At 30.9% G+C, this 18,998-nt stretch carries 20 protein-coding genes; 12 read left to right on the forward strand and 8 right to left on the reverse strand.

What is annotated here, in order from left to right; all coding sequences use genetic code 11:
* Positions 1 to 199: 199 nt before the first annotated feature.
* Positions 200 to 1,801 carry an alpha-glucoside-specific PTS transporter subunit IIBC gene (locus HMPREF2881_RS10695; protein ID WP_002488820.1) on the forward strand — a complete coding sequence of 534 codons (1,602 nt, stop codon included), beginning with the start codon at positions 200 to 202 and terminating at the stop codon, positions 1,799 to 1,801.
* Between the two features lie 45 nt (positions 1,802 to 1,846).
* Here the strand turns inward: HMPREF2881_RS10695 and HMPREF2881_RS10700 are convergent, their stop codons facing one another.
* A complete protein-coding gene (locus HMPREF2881_RS10700; protein WP_002454979.1) occupies positions 1,847 to 2,377 on the reverse strand; it encodes a hypothetical protein in 531 nt (176 codons plus the stop codon).
* A 285-nt stretch (positions 2,378 to 2,662) separates the two neighbouring features.
* Between HMPREF2881_RS10700 and HMPREF2881_RS10705 the strand changes: the two genes are divergently transcribed.
* From HMPREF2881_RS10705 to HMPREF2881_RS10715, 3 genes are read left to right on the forward strand one after another with little or no spacing between them, the layout of a single operon-like run.
* On the forward strand, positions 2,663 to 3,577 hold the full coding sequence (locus HMPREF2881_RS10705; RefSeq protein ID WP_002488728.1) for a bile acid:sodium symporter family protein: 915 nt from the start codon (positions 2,663 to 2,665) through the stop codon (positions 3,575 to 3,577).
* A gap of 49 nt (positions 3,578 to 3,626) precedes the next feature.
* Positions 3,627 to 4,271 carry an HAD-IA family hydrolase gene (locus tag HMPREF2881_RS10710; RefSeq protein ID WP_002488814.1) on the forward strand — a complete coding sequence of 215 codons (645 nt, stop codon included), beginning with the start codon at positions 3,627 to 3,629 and terminating at the stop codon, positions 4,269 to 4,271.
* 5 nt (positions 4,272 to 4,276) lie between these two features.
* Positions 4,277 to 4,468: a hypothetical protein gene (locus tag HMPREF2881_RS10715; RefSeq protein ID WP_002448619.1), complete on the forward strand. Its 192-nt coding sequence runs from the start codon at positions 4,277 to 4,279 to the stop codon at positions 4,466 to 4,468.
* A gap of 55 nt (positions 4,469 to 4,523) precedes the next feature.
* Here HMPREF2881_RS10715 and HMPREF2881_RS10720 read toward each other — a convergent pair whose 3' ends face one another.
* Both HMPREF2881_RS10720 and HMPREF2881_RS10725 read right to left on the reverse strand, forming a co-directional pair.
* Positions 4,524 to 4,712, reverse strand: a complete 189-nt coding sequence (locus HMPREF2881_RS10720; protein ID WP_002448560.1) for a hypothetical protein — start codon at positions 4,710 to 4,712, stop codon at positions 4,524 to 4,526.
* A gap of 6 nt (positions 4,713 to 4,718) precedes the next feature.
* Positions 4,719 to 5,063, reverse strand: coding sequence for a hypothetical protein (locus HMPREF2881_RS10725; RefSeq protein ID WP_002448336.1), 345 nt, complete (start codon positions 5,061 to 5,063; stop codon positions 4,719 to 4,721).
* Between the two features lie 328 nt (positions 5,064 to 5,391).
* On the opposite strand from HMPREF2881_RS10725, the gene HMPREF2881_RS10730 reads away from it, so the two are divergent.
* Entirely contained in the window at positions 5,392 to 6,780 is a 1,389-nt protein-coding gene (locus HMPREF2881_RS10730) for an amino acid permease (protein ID WP_002488730.1), read from the forward strand.
* 214 nt (positions 6,781 to 6,994) lie between these two features.
* Here the strand turns inward: HMPREF2881_RS10730 and HMPREF2881_RS10735 are convergent, their stop codons facing one another.
* The 3 genes from HMPREF2881_RS10735 to HMPREF2881_RS10745 form a co-directional block, all read right to left on the reverse strand.
* Positions 6,995 to 7,867, reverse strand: a complete 873-nt coding sequence (locus HMPREF2881_RS10735) for a MurR/RpiR family transcriptional regulator (protein ID WP_002454983.1) — start codon at positions 7,865 to 7,867, stop codon at positions 6,995 to 6,997.
* A gap of 322 nt (positions 7,868 to 8,189) precedes the next feature.
* A complete protein-coding gene (locus tag HMPREF2881_RS10740) occupies positions 8,190 to 8,543 on the reverse strand; it encodes a hypothetical protein (RefSeq protein WP_002448527.1) in 354 nt (117 codons plus the stop codon).
* 112 nt (positions 8,544 to 8,655) lie between these two features.
* Positions 8,656 to 9,351: a helix-turn-helix transcriptional regulator gene (locus tag HMPREF2881_RS10745; protein WP_002488630.1), complete on the reverse strand. Its 696-nt coding sequence runs from the start codon at positions 9,349 to 9,351 to the stop codon at positions 8,656 to 8,658.
* 368 nt (positions 9,352 to 9,719) lie between these two features.
* On the opposite strand from HMPREF2881_RS10745, the gene HMPREF2881_RS10750 reads away from it, so the two are divergent.
* The 7 genes from HMPREF2881_RS10750 to HMPREF2881_RS10780 all read left to right on the forward strand — a co-directional run bounded on the left by HMPREF2881_RS10750 (position 9,720) and on the right by HMPREF2881_RS10780 (position 17,584).
* The gene (locus HMPREF2881_RS10750) at positions 9,720 to 10,499 is read left to right on the forward strand and encodes an inositol monophosphatase family protein (RefSeq protein WP_002448358.1); all 780 of its coding nucleotides are present in this window, start codon (positions 9,720 to 9,722) and stop codon (positions 10,497 to 10,499) included.
* A gap of 115 nt (positions 10,500 to 10,614) precedes the next feature.
* A complete protein-coding gene (locus HMPREF2881_RS10755; protein ID WP_002448478.1) occupies positions 10,615 to 11,562 on the forward strand; it encodes an LCP family protein in 948 nt (315 codons plus the stop codon).
* Positions 11,563 to 11,816: 254 nt separating this feature from the next.
* Positions 11,817 to 14,768: a formate dehydrogenase subunit alpha gene (fdhF, locus tag HMPREF2881_RS10760; RefSeq protein ID WP_002488607.1), complete on the forward strand. Its 2,952-nt coding sequence runs from the start codon at positions 11,817 to 11,819 to the stop codon at positions 14,766 to 14,768.
* Between the two features lies 1 nt (position 14,769).
* The gene (locus HMPREF2881_RS10765) at positions 14,770 to 15,237 is read left to right on the forward strand and encodes a helical membrane plugin domain-containing protein (RefSeq protein ID WP_002448524.1); all 468 of its coding nucleotides are present in this window, start codon (positions 14,770 to 14,772) and stop codon (positions 15,235 to 15,237) included.
* A gap of 165 nt (positions 15,238 to 15,402) precedes the next feature.
* A complete protein-coding gene (locus tag HMPREF2881_RS10770; protein ID WP_002448552.1) occupies positions 15,403 to 15,624 on the forward strand; it encodes a hypothetical protein in 222 nt (73 codons plus the stop codon).
* A 23-nt stretch (positions 15,625 to 15,647) separates the two neighbouring features.
* On the forward strand, positions 15,648 to 16,439 hold the full coding sequence (locus tag HMPREF2881_RS10775) for an N-acetylglucosaminidase (RefSeq protein WP_002454989.1): 792 nt from the start codon (positions 15,648 to 15,650) through the stop codon (positions 16,437 to 16,439).
* Positions 16,440 to 16,459: 20 nt separating this feature from the next.
* Entirely contained in the window at positions 16,460 to 17,584 is a 1,125-nt protein-coding gene (locus HMPREF2881_RS10780; protein WP_002448454.1) for an FAD-dependent monooxygenase, read from the forward strand.
* Positions 17,585 to 17,643: 59 nt separating this feature from the next.
* Here HMPREF2881_RS10780 and HMPREF2881_RS10785 read toward each other — a convergent pair whose 3' ends face one another.
* Positions 17,644 to 18,603, reverse strand: a complete 960-nt coding sequence (locus HMPREF2881_RS10785) for a 2-hydroxyacid dehydrogenase family protein (RefSeq protein WP_002488614.1) — start codon at positions 18,601 to 18,603, stop codon at positions 17,644 to 17,646.
* Between the two features lie 79 nt (positions 18,604 to 18,682).
* Positions 18,683 to 18,997, reverse strand: a complete 315-nt coding sequence (locus HMPREF2881_RS10790) for a DMT family transporter (protein WP_002454990.1) — start codon at positions 18,995 to 18,997, stop codon at positions 18,683 to 18,685.
* Between the last annotated feature and the right edge of the window lies 1 nt (position 18,998).

Raw genomic sequence — 18,998 nt, forward strand, 5'->3', positions numbered from 1 at the left:
AAACACCTCAAGTTATAATATTGAAAATTTTTTCATCTATAGAAAATATAAACTGATTATACAAAAATATTTCAAAATGAGTCAATGCCATTGTATATATGAAAGCGTTTACTATAATAGAATTAAGATATTAAGAAAGCGCTTAAAAAAGTGCAATATCATATGATTAATGATGATATTTAGATTTGGGGGGCAGCATATGAACGCAATAAAACGTTTTGGGAGCGCAATGATAGTTCCAGTATTAATGTTTGCATTCTTCGGGATTATATTGGGGTTTGCAACACTATTTAAAAACCCAACGATAATGGGTGGTTTGGCAGACAGTGACACATTTTGGTTTAAATTTTGGTCAGTCATTGAATCTGGTGGTTGGGTTATCTTTAATCACATGGAAATTGTATTTGTAGTAGGGTTACCCATTTCACTTGCTAAAAAAGCACCAGGTCACGCAGCATTAGCAGCTTTAATGGGTTACTTAATGTTTAATACATTTATCAATGCCATTTTAACGCAATGGCCACATACGTTTGGTGCAAACTTACAAAAGGGTGTTGAAAATGTTACAGGTTTAAAAGCAATTGCAGGTATTCCAACATTAGATACTAATATTTTAGGTGGTATCATTATTTCAGCTATTGTAACTTGGATACATAATAGATATTACAGTAAGAAATTACCTGAAATGCTTGGTGTTTTCCAAGGTTTAACATTTGTAGTCACTATTTCATTCTTTGTTATGTTACTAGTAGCAGCCATTACATGTGTAGTGTGGCCAACGATTCAAAGCGGAATTGAATCATTACAACACTTCATTATTGCTTCTGGTTATATAGGCGTATGGTTATACCATTTCTTAGAACGTGTATTAATACCTACTGGACTTCACCATTTTGTTTATGCACCAATTGAAGTAGGTCCAGTTGTAGCAAAAGATGGTTTAAAAGCAGAATGGTTTAGACATTTAAATCAATTTGCCGAAAGTAGCAAACCATTAAAAGATCAATTCCATTATGGTTTCATGCTTCAAGGTAATGGTAAAGTATTTGGTGCAATTGGTATTGCTTTAGCAATGTATTCTACAACACCTAAAGAAAATCGCAAAAAAGTAGCTGCATTATTGATACCTGCTACATTAACTGCTGTTGTAGTTGGTATTACAGAACCATTAGAATTTACATTTTTATTTATTGCACCATTCTTATTTGTTATTCATGCATTATTAGCTGCAACAATGGATACAATCATGTATGGTTTTGGAGTAGTTGGTAATATGGGTGGAGGACTACTTGACTTTATTGCAACAAACTGGATTCCACTTGGACAAAATCACTGGATGACTTATGTAGCTCAAGTTATTATTGGTTTAATTTTCTCAGCAATTTACTTCTTTGTATTTAGATATCTTATTTTAAAATTTGATATTCCATTACCAGGACGTCGTGCTGAAGAAGAAGTGAAACTATTTTCTAAAAAAGATTATAAAGAGAAAAAAGGAGAAGATAGTACAGATACTTCAGGTTTTGAGCCTAGTAATGAATATGAAGAAAAAGCATATTATTATTTAGAAGGTTTAGGTGGAAAAGAAAATATTAAAGATGTGACAAATTGTACAACACGTTTACGCTTAACTGTTAATGACGAATCAAAAGTAGAAGATACTGCATATTTTACACATCAACAAATGTCACATGGACTTGTAAAAAGTGGTAAGAATGTACAAGTAGTTGTAGGAATGACCGTACCACAAGTACGAGAAGCATTTGAACACTTAGTGTTTGATGAAAATGATAAAAAATAAGATACCAAAAGGGTCGAAACATTTTGTTTCGACCCTTTAACTACTCTAAGAAATACGTGCATTATGTAATGCGCGAGTTTTATATGTGGCTGATAAAATATCAATATTTCGACAAGCAATAAACTGAATGAGTTTCGAGAATATTTCTGGTTTACAACATACGCTAGCATAATTATTGTTTAATGTATAAGTTAAATCATATTGATTAGAGAAATATGTCATTATATCAATAACTTTATCTTTAATAAAAGCATCTTGTAATCCATCTATACATAAATTAAAGCGTTTAGAAGAAGAATAATGTTGTCCAGAATCCAATAAGATGTGTGTATTTCTAGAAGAGAGAATTTGGTAAATAGAAATTTGGTAAAAACTTAAAAAACTAATGAAATAGGGTAATTGTTGTTTAGGTAAGCTAATTTCAAGGGCTGGAGTATTGTTATATTTAATAATGTTGTATTGAAATGATTCGCAAAATTGAACATTTCTGCAAATTTTCATTAATTGTCTTTTAGTCGATCTTGATTGCAAACCTACAATGTTTAGAATGTAAGTTTCAAATTTATCTATCCACATGCAAGAACCTCCCAATTCTTAATAATATGTAGTCTTCATGTCATTATCATTCTTAAAATAAAACACGTCGTTCCCATATACAGTCTGATTGTATCACTCTTTATTATGATTATCACTACGACTTTTGAATGAATTTTAATTTAATATTTTTGTAATACATTCGTAACTCTATTTAAAAAAGAAAAAATAAAAATATAAATATTTTTAAATATTCTGAAAATTTATTGTTTTACTTTTTCTCCTGTGATACTCTTATTTCATTATTTAAAATAAGAGGGTGACGTCATGTTAAGTAAAGTAAGTGAATTTGCAACTAAGACATTTTTATTGTGGATGTTTATTGCTGCTATTATAGGTTTTATATTTCCAACTCAACTAGCGACGATTGGTCAATTCGTCCCATGGCTATTAGGAATTGTGATGTTAGGCATGGGAATGACAATTAAACCTAGTGATTTTAAATTGGTTTTTAAAGAGCCGAGGTCTGTTATTATCGGAGTGATCTTACAATTCACTATTATGCCTATCTTGGCCTATACTATTGCGAAAATATTTCATTTACCAGCTGAGTTAGCAATTGGAGTGATTTTAGTTGGATGTTGTCCTGGCGGAACATCAAGTAATGTCATGAGTTATCTAGCTAATGCTAATGTTGCGTTATCTGTAGCGATTACAAGTGTATCTACTTTATTAGCACCATTTGTAACACCTGCTTTAATTTATTTATTTGCTCATGAGTGGTTACATGTATCATTTTTAAGTATGCTATGGTCGGTCATTCAAGTTGTTTTATTACCAATAATCATAGGATTCATTCTACAACTTGCTTCCAAAAAAGTAACTCGAGAAGCTACTAAAATTTTACCAATTATTTCTGTAGTAGCGATTTCATTGATTTTAGCGGCTGTTGTTGGAGGGAGTAAATCACAAATTCTTAAAACTGGATTACTTATTTTTATTGTAGTCATTTTACATAATGCAGTGGGCTATTTATTAGGTTATGTTTTAGCACATGTATTCAAACTTGATAGAAGAGACAAAAAGGCGGTTTCTATTGAAGTTGGAATGCAAAATTCAGGTTTAGCTGTGTCTTTGGCAACTGTACATTTTAATCCACTAGCAGCAGTGCCAGGAGCCGTATTCAGTTTTGTTCATAATATTTCTGGACCTATTCTTGCCAAATATTGGTCTAAACGTTAATGTAATATGTTAAACTTACCTATAATATTAAGTTTAAAGGAGAAATATCATGTATAAAGCAATAGTATTCGATTTTGATGGTACAATTGTCGATACTGAACAACACTTATTTAATATTATTAATAAGCATCTAATTAGTCATAATGCAACACCAATTACACTCGATTTTTACCGTGAAAATATTGGTGGAGAAGCAAAGGATTTACACGAATATTTGGAACAGACGATTGGAAATGATAATAAAGAAACTATTTATAAAGAACATCATCAAACAAGCAATCAATTAGAAATTAATCCTACGATTAAACAATTGATGAAATACTTAAAGCAACGTCATATTCCTATGGCAATTGCGACAAGTAGTTATAAAAAGGATATTTTTCCAGTATTTAAGAGTTTAGGTTTAGATGAATATATAAATATTATTGTTGGGAGAGAAAGTGTAGAATATGTAAAAACAGAGCCAGAACTTTATTTGACTGCGGTTCAGCAGCTTAATTATTCTCCAACGCATTGTTTAGCTATTGAAGACTCTGTAAATGGTGCTACAGCTGCTTTTCGCGCTGGATTAGATGTTATAGTAAATACAAATTATATGACTCAAACACAAGATTTCTCAACTATTCCATATATTGGTAAAGATTTAAATAACGAAGAAATTATAAATCGTTTTTTTGAAAAGGGTCATGTGTGAATGAAATGTCGTGGCAATTAATTATCTTCTTTTTAGCTGGACCCATTATTATTGGAATAGGAAATCTTATTTTAGGTCCAATATTTAATAAACGTATTCCTTTTAGAGTTCGTATACGTTCATTCATGTTAGGATCAATGATATATCTTATACTTGCTTTTATAGCGTATTTCTTTTTGTTACAAGGCAAATTATAAAGTGATCGACCAATATAACAGTAAAAAGGAACCTTTTTCTAAGGTTCCTTTTTTATTAAATAATTATTTTTAGAATAATTGTAAAGACTAATAAAACAATTAAAATCGCATCAATACCTACCATTACGGTAAATCTAGTGCTTTTAGATCCTTGAGATTTAGCTTGTTTCATTGCATTATAATTTGGTATGAGACTTAAAAATAATAAAACAATAATTAATATTATACCGATAGTGACTGACATATATATTTATTCTCCTTTTCTTTTTTCAATCCATTCCCATATAAATCCTGCAATAATACCTACACAGATTCCTATTAAAACACCGAACTTTGGAGAAGATAATACGATTCCTATAATTAAAAAGATTATAACAGCGATAGATAAAGTAATACTAAATTTTATTTTACGTTGATCAGAATTAAAGATTGAAAATACAATTAAGTATAGTAAGAAAAATGCTAAAGTTGCTAAAAACGTTCGTAGTATAAGCGAACTTACCATGTGCTGTTGTTCACTAAAAAAGTTCAGTAAAAAGAACACAATAGCAAAAATAATAGATATTTTTATATCCTTTTTTAATAAATGCTGCATAAGGTTAAACTCCTTTAAGTCTATATAAGCAGTATAGCATACTGCTAAAGTATCAATTAAATATATTAATTTAGTAATATGATTCTCAACTAAAAATAACTCAATAATACAAATATTAAATTATTCATTTTTGTAAAAAAGTAAAAATATTTTAATTAAATAAATGAAAACGCTTTCAATGTAATTTAAAAAATATATTTTATTTTCTGAAAATTATAGTATAATAACTTCAATAAGGTAAAGGATATGTCGACTAAGAAAACGTAATAAATATTTTCTATAGTTTAAAAGTATCGCACCTTAGTCCAAATAGAGATGGGGTATTTTTATGGATAATAATGAATTACACAGGGGACTAAGTGCACGTCAAATTAGAATGATTGCGCTTGGCGGGACAATTGGTGTAGGTTTATTTATGGGGGCAACAAGTACAATTAAATGGACTGGACCGTCAGTTATTTTTGCGTATTTAATCGCAGGAATATTCTTATTTTTAATAATGAGAGCAATGGGAGAATTGATTTATTTAAATCCAACAACAGGTTCATTTGCAACATTTGCTAGTGAATACATACATCCAGCTGCTGGCTATATGACAGCGTGGAGTAATATATTCCAATGGATTGTCGTTGGGATGAGTGAAGTCATTGCCGTAGGTGAGTATATGAATTATTGGTTCCCTCATTTACCACAATGGATACCAGGTGTGATTGCAATAGTATTATTATTAGTAGCAAACTTAGCTTCAGTTAAAGCGTTTGGAGAATTTGAGTTTTGGTTTGCAATGATAAAGGTGGTAACAATCTTATTAATGATTATTGCTGGGTTAGGATTGATTTTCTTTGGAATTGGTAATGGAGGACATCCTATCGGTATTTCTAACTTATGGAAACACGGTGGATTTATGCCAAATGGATTAGTTGGTTTCTTCTTTGCACTTTCAATCGTTATTGGTTCTTATCAAGGGGTTGAGCTCATTGGTATTACTGCAGGTGAAACAAAGAATCCTAAAGAGAATATTAAAAGTGCTGTAAATGGCGTTATATGGCGTATATTAATTTTTTACATAGGTGCTATTTTTGTTATCGTTTCAATATACCCTTGGAGTCAATTAGAAAGTATTGGTAGTCCTTTTGTAGCTACATTCTCTAAAATTGGTATTACATTTGCTGCAGGTTTAATCAACTTTGTTGTATTAACTGCTGCATTATCAGGATGTAACTCTGGTATTTTTAGTGCAAGTCGTATGATATATACACTTGCTCAAAAAGGGCAAATGCCTAAAATCTTTACACGTGTAATGAAAAATGGTGTGCCGTTTTATCCAGTATTAACTATTGCAATTGGTATTTTAATCGGAGCATTATTAAATGTTATTTTACCTGTATTTATTAAAGGTGCTGATAGTATTTTCGTGTATGTTTATAGTGCATCTATTTTACCAGGTATGATTCCATGGTTTATGATTTTAATTAGTCATATTCGTTTCAGAAAATTACATCCAGAACAGGTTGAAAATCATCCATTTAAGATGCCAGGAGGCCCAATTTCTAGTGTTATTACCATTATCTTTTTACTCATTGTTTTAATTGGTATGTTATTTAATAAAGACACAGTTATTTCAGTGGTTATAGGTATTATTGTCTTAGCAGGGGTTACAGTTTATTACTTTATTCGCGGTCACCACAAAAATGATGCTATAAAAAGAGTAAAATAACGATAAATATATATATTAAAAAATCTGAGACGTGCATAAACGTCTCAGATTTTTTAACGTTTGGATAGTAAATCCCTAAGTTAAACATAGACTAATATCAAGTTTTTCAATTGTAGACCGAGACCCTAACATAAAGCCATTCAAAAAGAAAGTCGACGACCAACGTAAGTTAGGAATGAAGTGGAACAATGAGTTCTATCCCACTCCTTTTTTACTAATGTTTAAATTCAATTTTTGATAAATATTTGTGATAATTATCTAATGAAATCTTTGACTGTGTTATATAGTCTAAAGAATCGTGATAATTACGTGCTATAAAGCGGTAAAAGATAATATCAATCGTATATAATTGTGCAAATAATGCAGTCGTCGCACTCATACACAGTTCGTTTTTATAATCTTCATTATACGTTAAAACTAAATCAGAATCTTTTGCAATTGAATTATTGTTAGAACTTGTAATAGTAATCATTGAAAGATTAAAATCTTTAACGACTTTTACCATTGCTTGTAGTTCGCTCTGTTCACCACTATTTGTAATAAAAACAACACAGTCATTTTTATTATGTGTAGACAACATTGTAGTAAGTAAATGTGTATCTTGAACTAATTGAATATTGAGACCAATACGGGATAATTTCTGATAAAATTCAAGCGCACACACATATGAACTCCCATAACCATATAAAAAAATGGTATGTGCCTGTTTAAATGTTTCACAAATAGCGTCAATAGTTTGATGATCTATAAAATGATTACTTTGTTTTAACGACGTTTTAGTTTGAAAATATAATTTTTGTTTTAAACTTTCTACTGATTCATTTTCTACTAACTTGATATTATACGGTGTGACTTGCTTAGGAAACCATTGCTTAATTTCATCGCGTATAGCTTTAAAATTTTGATTAATTAATTTTTGACTATAACGATTCATAGTAGATATACTAATATTAAGCTCATCTGCAATTGCTTCATTAGACATTGAAACTAATTTATGTGGAGAATTTAATATGAAACGTGAAAGTTTCTGTTCACTTTTAGAAGACGAAGCGTAGACTTCATCTATCCTACTTAAAATATTTGTCATCCAATCACCTAATTTATTAAAAGTTTTTCTTTCATCATAAATAGATAGATGAAAATGAAAACATCTCTATCTAGGCATGTGAATACATCATATATTACATCTAAATTCCCACAAATATCGATAAATAACTGTAAAGTGATTAAGTTAAGTAAAGGTTTACGTAACAGGATTACCGAAATAATGTGATATTCTCCCATCAATATGACATTATTTCGAGAATTAAAAAACAGTATGAATTTTTACTTAATATTAATCAAGCATTATTATACATACTATCAATTACAATGACAATTCACCTACTAAACTTATCAAAAAAATAAGGTTATTGATAATTATTAATCTGATTATAAACTTTATAAATATGATTTTGACGTTCTTGCAAATCAACGATTAAATTTCCATTTTTAAAATTTTGAAGAGGGATCTGTTTTAAGTGAGTCACCAATTTATTGTATTGCTCGAAACAATACATTTGTGAATCAGAACAATGAGATGAAATACTATTTATTTGATTATGTTTAAAATGAGCACGGCAATGAGTAATAAAATTATTGTAATCTTTAATTCCCAAAGATAAATGTGCTATGTCCATAAAATAATAATATTTAGCTTTTTCTAGTAAAATTAATAATTGAATTAAAATGTGTTGATCGTATATTAAGGTTTTATAATGCATGGTACACTCATCCTTTAAAAGAGAATGTTAAGGATATATGGTGTGTAAGCATTTAGTATTTAAGAATGAAAGTGAGAATACATCGAAATTTCTTCAATACTCACTATATTCATTATTCATTGTTTTTAGTCTGTAGAAATTCCTTATAGTTATGAATAGTAATATCGTATGTTTGAATCTTTTTTTCAAATGAATAAGAAATATCAACAATATTTAATATTGATAATTCACGAGTTCTACCGAATCCAATTTCATAAACAATAGCAAACCATTGACCGTTACGGCATAGTAAACCGATGAATATCACATTTTCTGCAGTAATTTCATTATTTTCTGAAAAGTCAACAAGCATAACATGTCTTTCGTTACTATAAATTAAAATATCTGAAAATAGATGTGGTAATGTTAGAGAACGTGTATCTTCTAATTTAATATTATTGGAGATATGTTTCAGTATTTTTAGCATTTGTGTATTAGGTGTTTTTAAACATTGATTCATAATTGAACGAATGTCTTGAGTGTAAGGTAATGTAGAGTGAGATTGACTTTCTTGCAAAGTTAAAAATAGTGCAATAAGTTCAGATTCATTTAATTTAAGTTGAAAGTAATGATCAGTATTTTGAATTTCATATCCACCGCGTCTTCCTTTATGAGCGTATATATGAACCCCTTTAGATTCTAAGTCATCAATATCTCTAGTAATTGTACGGGTAGAGACATTAAATTGTTTTGCTAAATCAGACGCATTGATTTTATGTCCTTGTTGAATGAATGAAATCATTTGATTTTGTCTTTCCATTTTATTCAATATACTCACCACCTATGAACATTACATATTACATTAATTATAACATAAGACTGGTATTCAAGACATTTCTAATAATAAGTTGATTGAAAGTGTAAAAATAAACTATTTTTATTTAGAAAACGCTTACAATTATTAGGTGATTATGCTAATATAATATTTGTAACAGGGTAGAACGATTTCAAACAAAGGGGTAGGGGCTATATAACAGATAGCTCAAGGTGAGTCGTTCGGGTTACATCGAAACATCTTCAATATTTATTACTTACTTTCCTTTCTATTTTGTCGGCTAGCAAATGACTAGCCGATTTTTTATTTTAAAAAAATAATATGTTATATGATAAGATGAATAAAAACGTTGAGGTGACATCATGCAAAATCAACAACTTCAATTTATAGATAAGCATATTACGAATTGGTTCCAACATTTAGATGATATTATTCCTAATTTAATTAAAAATATGGTTACAGAAACAAAAGAAAATCGATTCGATTTAGTTACAAATGTAGATAAACAAATCCAAAATGATTTCGAAGCCTATCTTGAAAAGTATTTTCCTACACATCAGTTATTAGCTGAAGAAAAAAATAATGATGGTATTGAACCCTATCAGGGACACCTTTGGATTATGGACCCTATTGATGGAACAGCCAATTTAGTGAAACAACAAGAAGATTATTGTATTATTTTAGCTTACTTTGAAAATGGACAACCTAAATTATCTTATATTTATGACTACGCTCATAAAATAATATATAAAGCAATTGAAGGTAAGGGAGCTTTCATGAATAATGTCAAACTTGAGTCTCCAGAAGTATTATCGCTTAAAGATACTATTGTTTCATTTGGTTCAGAATACGTGAGTGAAAATTTAAGTAAAGCTTTGTATCAATCGTCTTTTAGTGTGAGATATATAGGAGCTTGCGGATTAGATTCAGTGCGAGTAATTAAAGGACAATTTGGAGCACATTTTAATACCAATCCTAAACCTTGGGATATCGCAGCACAGTTTTTATTCGCTAAAGAATTAGGATTAGTGATGACGCAAATGGATGGGCAACATCTTGATTTCGCTAAAGGTGGTCCCTTTATTATTAGTAATAAAGGGTGCTACGAGGAGATATTAGCTATTATTAATGATGAACACTAATACTTCTATTCTTAGTTATTTGATATATTTCCTACTAAAGTTGTATAGTAAATTAAATCATTTAATATATAATAATGGAGATATATTTTAATATAAATAGAATAGGAGGAGGAAGATGCAACGTCCTGATAAGAAAAAACATTCCTCTAGTAAAATAATGAAATGGGTTATTAGTATACTTGTTGTGTTAGCTATCGTTGCTGTAGCCGTTATCGCAGCAACGATATTGATCACAGGTAATAAAATTCATAACCCGCTTCATCGTCAACAATCTGAATTGCGTTCTCATAATGTTAATTTAAGAAATGGAGATCCATTTACAATTGCCTTATTTGGTGTTGACTCTAATGCACAACGTAAAAGTACAAATGATGGTGAACGTAGTGATACAATAATGATTTTATCAGTGAATCCAAAGAAAAAAACGACTGAGCTTGTAAGTATTCCACGTGATACTCAAGCAGAAATCGTAGGAAGAGGTACAACTGAAAAAATTAATCATGCTTATGCTTATGGGGGCCCTACCATGGCTGTTAAATCATTAGAAAAACTAATGAATGTGCCAATAGATCACTATGCTACTATTGATATGGATGGATTACACGACATGATTGATTCGGTCGGCGGTGTTAACATAACGAGTAATGATACATTTACAGTTCAAGGTACAACATTTACTAAAGGGCAATCCACTCATGTTGATGGAGATACAGCTATGGCATTTATTAGAAGTCGTAAAGAAACAGGTGCAGGTGGCGATTTTGGACGTCAAGAACGTCAACAACTAGTTTTACAAGCTATGGCAAATAAAATGGTGAGTTCTTCAGCGATTACACATTTGCCATCATTAATTACTCAAATTCAAAAGAACGTCACAACCGATTTAACATTAGGAGACTTAAATGAAATTAGAAGTCATTATAAAGAGGCTAATGATACAGTGAATCGTCATCAGCTAGAAGGTACAGGTAGTATTCAAAATGACGGATTATGGTATTTTATTCCTAATGAAAGTTCAAAAGGGCAAATGACAGAGGTATTAAATAATAATTTGAAAAAATAAAAGATTGATATAGAATTTAAAAAATCTGAGACTCATTTATATGTCTCGGATTTTTTATTTAAAGATATAAAAATTTAAGAGTATATGCTTTATTTAAAAGAATAAAGAAAGGTCAATAGATAGTATTGAAAGCCTTAACATTATATGATTTTAGTTATACAATAATATTAATTCTGTATTGAATATGGGGAAACAATACAGAATCTTAATGAAATTGGTTGTTTACGGAATATAATTATAAGGTGGGGAAAGCAATGCAAGAACATTTAGTTTTAACCCTAGATGATGTGGATTATCTTGTAGAACCTGGAACAAATTTACTCGAATTTATTAAATCTCGTGATACTTTCGTGCCTTCAATTTGCTATAACGAATCCATGGGTCCAATTCAAACCTGTGATACTTGCATGGTTGAAATTGACGGTAAAGTTGAACGAGCGTGTAGTACAGTAGTTGACCGTCCGATGTCAGTCAATACTCAAAATAAACGAGTGAAAGCTAGCCAAAAAGAAGCATTAGATAGAATTTTAGAAAAGCATATGCTGTATTGTACGGTATGTGATTATAATAACGGTGATTGTGAGATTCACAATGCCATGGATGCATGGGGATTACAAGAACAATCATATGAATATAAAACAAAACCTTATGAAAAAGATTATGGTCCTTTCTATCGTTATGACCCAGACCAATGTATCCTATGTGGCAGATGTGTAGAAGCATGTCAAGATGTGGAAGTTAACGAAACACTTTCTATAGACTGGGATCGTGAGCACCCACGTGTGATTTGGGATAATGATGTTCCAATAAATGAATCGTCTTGTGTATCATGTGGTCAATGTGCGACAGTATGTCCATGTAATGCAATGATGGAAGTCAATATGGAGGGTAATGCAGGATATTTAACTGATACAGAACCGGGTTCATTAGCAGCTATGATTGATTTAACTAAAAAAGCTGAACCAGGAGATGGATTGTTATTTGCTGTGTCGGATTCTGAAGCAGAGATGCGCAAAGAAAGAATTAACAAAACTAAAACAGTATGTACATATTGTGGTGTAGGATGTTCATTTGATGTATGGACAAAAGATAGAGAAATCTTAAAAGTTCAACCATCACACGACTCTCCAGCAAATAAAATCTCTACTTGTGTAAAAGGTAAATTCTCATGGGGACACATTAATTCGGATCAACGTTTAACTAAACCTTTAGTACGTAAAAATGGTGAATTTCATGAGGTTGAATGGGAAGAAGCCCTTGATGTTATAGAAGAGAACTTTAAGCTCATTAAAAATAAATATGGTGGCGATCATCTAGCATTTATCGCCTCTTCAAAAGGTACAAACGAAGAGTCATATTTAATGCAGAAACTTTCTCGCCAAGTATTTGGTTCAAATAATATTGATAATTGTTCGAGGTATTGTCAAGCACCTGCTACAAAAGGATTATTTAGAACGGTAGGACATGGCGGGGACTCAGGTTCTATTGATGACTTGGAAAAAGCAGCTATGACGGTACTTATTGGTACAAATACAGCAGAAGCACATCCAGTTATTGCTTCAAGAATTAAACGTGCACAGAAATTGTTTGGACAAAGAATGCATGTCTTTGATATTCGTAAACATGAAATGGCTGAACGTGCAGATGAATTTTATCAACCTAAACCTGGTACAGACTTAGTATGGTTGAGTGCTGTGACAAAATATATTATCGATCATCATTTACATGATATCGAATTTATTAAAAAGTGGGTTGACAATTTTGATGAATACTATGAGTCGTTAACTCCATTTTCATTAGAATTTACTGAAGAGGTTACAGGAATTTCAAAAGCGCGGTTAATTAGTTTCGCGGAAGAATGCGCAAAAGCAGAATCTGTAGCTATTTGTTGGGCAATGGGTGTCACACAACAAGATATTGGTAGTGATACAAGTACAGCAATTTCAAATCTTCTTCTTGTAACAGGTAACTATAGAAGACCTGGCACAGGGGCTTATCCATTACGCGGCCACAATAATGTTCAAGGTGCAAGTGATATGGGAAGTATGCCAGATCAATTTCCAGGTTATCAAATGATACACAATGATGAAATTAGAGCGAAATTTGAGAAAGAGTATGGTGTCACATTGAATCCAACGCCTGGTCGTGATAATCATCAAATGATGGATGGTATTCATGAAGGACAAATTCATTCACTATATTTGTATGGTGAAGATACAGGAATTGTAGATTCAAATATTAACTATGTACAATCTGCATTAGAAAAAGTTGAATTTCTGGTAGTTCAAGATGAATTTTTAACATTTACAGCAACGTATGCGGATGTTGTGTTACCAGCTAGTCCTTCGTTAGAAAAAGATGGCACATATACAAATACAGAGCGTAGAATTCAACGTATTAATCAAGCATTATCACCTTTAGGTGACTCAAAACCTGACTGGGTAATTTTCCAATTGATTGCTAAAAGAATGGGCTTTGATTGGAATTATAGTCATCCTTCAGAAATTATGGACGAAATTGCACGCTTAACACCTTCTTATTCAGGTGTCAGCTATGAAAGATTAGAAGGTTTTAACAGTTTACAATGGCCTGTAGCACCAGATGGTATAGATCAACCTACATTATATCTTGATGGCTTTAATTTCGATAATAAACGTGCAAAATTATTTAAATTAACATTTGATAATTTCTTTAAAGAAGATGAAGTATATGATTTACATGTGAATAATGGTCGCGTACTAGAACATTTCCATGAAGGAAATATGACATATCAAACAGAAATGATTAAATATAAAATGCCTCATGCATTTGTAGAAATTTCACCTGAATTAGCAAAAGATCGCGATATCCATGAGGGTGCAGAAGTAAAACTTATTTCTGATACAGGAGAAGCTACTTTAGTTGCTACAATTACTGATAGAGTTAAAGGAAAAGAGATATATATTCCTTTAAATAATGATGCTATGAGTAATGGTGATATAGGTGCTATAAATAAATTAACTAATAGTGACGCGGATTATGCTACACACACACCATCTTATAAACGTACACATTGTCGTTTAGAGGTTATAACTAGAAAAGGTAAATCTCCTTTAAATCCAACGAATTTCCGTGTAGATAAACATCGTCATCCACAATATAGTGTCCAAGTTCAGAAAAAATGGAAGCGTAAGGATTATATTTTCCCGGGAAATGTGGTGGATTAATATGGCTGAAAGAATAACTAAAATTAATCGTCTTGAAAAATCAAAGGAACAACTTAAATTGGAAAGTTTGAATGAAGTTACAGATGCAATTGTTGAAAATAAGGATAGTATTTTAAAAGCTATTCGTATTATTAAAAATTTAGATGATGCAAAACTCTTAGATGCTATTAACGGTGGTATTAAAGGTCGTCAAGTTATTATAAATAAATTCGCTACGGAATTAAATAAAGATATGTATACTGGACTGATTACAAATTTAGCTCCAATGGTATTTATGCTTGGAAATCTAGAAGTTAAAGAACTAAGTCAATTTTTAAATAAACTTAATAGTGGCTTACACGTAGCTAATCAAGCAAGTCCAAATGCCAAAATGACGATACGAAGCTTAATGAGTGTATTAAAAGATGATGATATGAATCGTAGCTTAACGTACATGCTAAATTTACTTAAAGGCATGTCTAGAAAATAAATTGAATAGATACGACTCCTTAATATAAGAATGAGATGACTTATGTTAAGGAGTTTTTTTAGAAATGAATTTGTAAAATATAGTATACATCTATTATGATAAAGTAGAGTGTATAAATTAAAGTGTAAGGAGAGAGGACTTATTCATCCAAATATTATTAAAATAATGACTATTATTTCTAATATTTTTGTTATATTAGGAATTATATTTTTAATTATGATGAAATTAATGTTAGCGATAGCAATGTTTGCCGTTTCATTGGCAATTAGTCTTGTTATTTTTAATGTATTATTTCGAGATCGTACGGGCATGAAAATTATTATTAATATTTCGTTTGCCATCGTCGTTATTGCTATTATAGTTGCATACAGTATGTTATCTAAATAAGACAATTAGAGGAATTTCAATTTATGAAATATAGAAATAGTAATCATTTACGTTTATCTATTATACTTTTTATGTTTGTTCTCATCATATTGATTGTATTACTTTGTATCAATCATAAGGATATACTACGTAATGATCGAAGATACAGTTTTCAAGAGGCCTTTCAAAAGCAAACCCAATCAAACCAATTAAATACCATTGATAAAAATAATCAGTTTGTTCTAGCGAATAATAATGAAGTGAAAAGAGCAATGAGTATTTCTAAAAAAGATAATGATTTAAAATATATGGATTTATCTAAAACGGTTCCAATGAATGAAGATGAGGTAAAACATATACTTAAAAATAAAGGTATTTTAACAGATCAGGCCCAAACATTTTTAAAGGCCCAAGATAAGTACCAAGTTAATATTATATATTTAATGAATCATGCAATAATAGAAACAGCAAATGGTCAATCCGAACTGGCTAATGGTATTAAAGAGAATAATCATAAATACTATAATTTTTTTGGAATTGGTGCATTTGATCAAGATGCCATTGCTACTGGTCATAGTTATGCTAAAGAGCATGATTGGACAACACCAAGTAAAGCAATTATGGGCGGTGCAGCTTTTATTCGTCATCAATATTTTGAAAACGAACAAATTACGCTTTATCAAATGAGATGGAATCCTAAAAATCCAGGGTCTCATCAATATGCGAGCGATATTGAGTGGGCAGATAAAATTGCAGATAATATGAAAAAAGATTATGAACGTTTGGGTATAAAAAAAGATAAGATACGTAGGAATTACTATATATCTAATAAATAGAGATATTGAGGTGTAATAGAATGAAAGTTGCAGTGATAGGTGCTGGTATCGGAGGTTTAACGGTTGCAGCCCTTTTACAAGAACAAGGGCATGATGTCAAAGTCTTTGAGAGAAAGACTGATATTAAAGAAGTAGGTGCTGGTATTGGCATCGGTGATAACGTTTTAAAAAAACTCGGTAATCATGATTTAGCTAAAGGTATCAAAAATGCCGGACAAAATTTAAAATCATTAAATATCTATAGCGATAAAGGCGACTTGCTTACATCAGCTAAATTGAAAGAGGGAACATTAAATGTGACGTTATCTCGTCAGTCATTAATAGAGTTAATATATTCATATGTAAAACCTAATACTGTATTTACAGATTATGAAGTGACTAAAGTGGATGTTCAATCTGAACTGCCAATGCTTCATTTCTCAAAACATGCAAGTCAGACGTTTGATTTATGTATTGGCGCGGATGGTATTCATTCAGCTGTTAGAAAAGCATTATTCCCAGACTCTAAAGTGATTTATCAAGGTTATACGTGCTTTAGAGGAATGATAGATGAAGTGGACATAATGAATCAATATACAGCAGATGAATATTGGGGAAGACGTGGACGCGTGGGTATTGTGCCTCTAATCAATAATCAAGCCTATTGGTTTATTACAATTAATGCAAATGAAAAAGATCCTAAATATGTATCATTTGAAAAACCACATTTGCAGGCTTATTTTAATCATTATCCTAATCAAGTGAGAGCATTGTTAGATAAACAAAGTGAAACAGGTATTATTAAAAACGATTTATATGATTTAAAACCTTTAACTTCATTTGTACATCATCGTACAGTCTTACTAGGAGATGCTGCCCATGCAATGACGCCAAACATGGGTCAGGGCGCAGGACAAGCAATGGAAGATGCTATCGTTTTAGCTAATTGTATTGCTTCTTATGACTTAAAAAAAGCATTACAGCGATATAATAAATTACGTGTAAAACATACTAAAAAAGTAATAAAACGCTCTCGAAAAATCGGACATATCGCTCAAAAAGATAATAAACTAGTTGTTGCATTGCGCAATTCTATCATGAAACATATGCCAAAACGATTTTTTAGTGGTCAAACTAAATTTTTATATAAAACAAAAGATAAATAAGGAGTGATCATAGAATTCACTATGGATTCTATGATCACTCCTTATTATTTTATTTAATATTATTTTTTATTAACAACAAATTGCGGTTCTTCACCATTCAATTTTTTAATTGTATCATTAGCTACAATTTTAGACATCATTTCACGAGCTTCAAACGTAGCATTACCGATGTGTGGCGTAATGACTACGTTATCTAAAGATTTCAAGCCTTCAGTAATATCTGGCTCGAATTCATACACATCGAGAGCTGCACCTTCAATATCTTTATGTTTCAATGCATCAACAAGTGCCTGTTCATTAACGATTGGTCCACGTCCTGCATTGACTAAATAAGCAGTCGATTTCATTTTTTTAAATTGTTCTGAATCAATCATATGGTGTATATCTGGATTGTAAGCAGCGTTGATTGTAATAAAATCAGAGTGTTCTAATAATGTATCTAAATCAACGTATTTAGCACCAATTTCACGTTCTTTTTCCTTTTTTTTGTGAGGACCTGTATAAAGGATATCCATATCAAATCCTTTTGCACGTTTAGCTACTGCACTACCAATTTCTCCAAATCCGATAATACCAAGTGTTTTGCCTGAGACTTCACGGCCTCTAAAGAATAATGGTGCCCAACCATCAAATCCTTTTGTACGAGAAAGTTTGTCACCTTCAACGATACGACGAGCAATTGCTAATATTAAACCGAATGTTAATTCAGCAGTTGCAGCTGTAGATGCTTTTGGTGTATTTGTAACATCAATATTTTTTTCACGTGCATAATCTACATCTACATTATTAAACCCAGCGCCATAATTGGCAATAATTTTAAGATTTTCACCGCTGTCAATCACTTCTTTATCTACATTAGTAGATAAAATACTAATCAAAGCAGAAGCATCTTTGACACCTTTTTTTAATGTTTCTTTATCGATGATATCTTCACCTTCATACATGTCTACTTCAAAATGTTCTTTAAGTAGATTTAAACCAGCTTCTGGAATTTTACCAGCTATATATACTTTTTCCATCCATCTCACTCCTTTGTAATCTTTCAAATTAAGTATAATGGAAGAAAGATAGGGACACAAAGAATTTATATGAATAAAGTTATTGTATTATTTTTAAAGCAATTACGGATATTAAGATTAAAGCAATACAAAATATACGAATAAATTTTTTTGATTCATTATAGAAAATCATACCTACAATGGTACCTCCAGCAGTCCCAATCCCTGTCCATATTGCATAGGCAGTTCCCATCGAAATCGTCTGCATAGATAGTTTTAAAGTACTAAAGCTAAATATAAATGTAAGCGCACCTAGTAGAATATATATTTTTTTATGTGTACGATTCAGTTCATTTAAGAAAACAACACCTAAAATCTCAAAGCATCCTGCAACTAAAAGGTATAACCACGCCATT

Origin of the sequence: Staphylococcus sp. HMSC057A08 (assembly GCF_001812925.1) — a bacterium.
GTDB classification, from domain to species: Bacteria; Bacillota; Bacilli; order Staphylococcales; family Staphylococcaceae; genus Staphylococcus; species Staphylococcus hominis.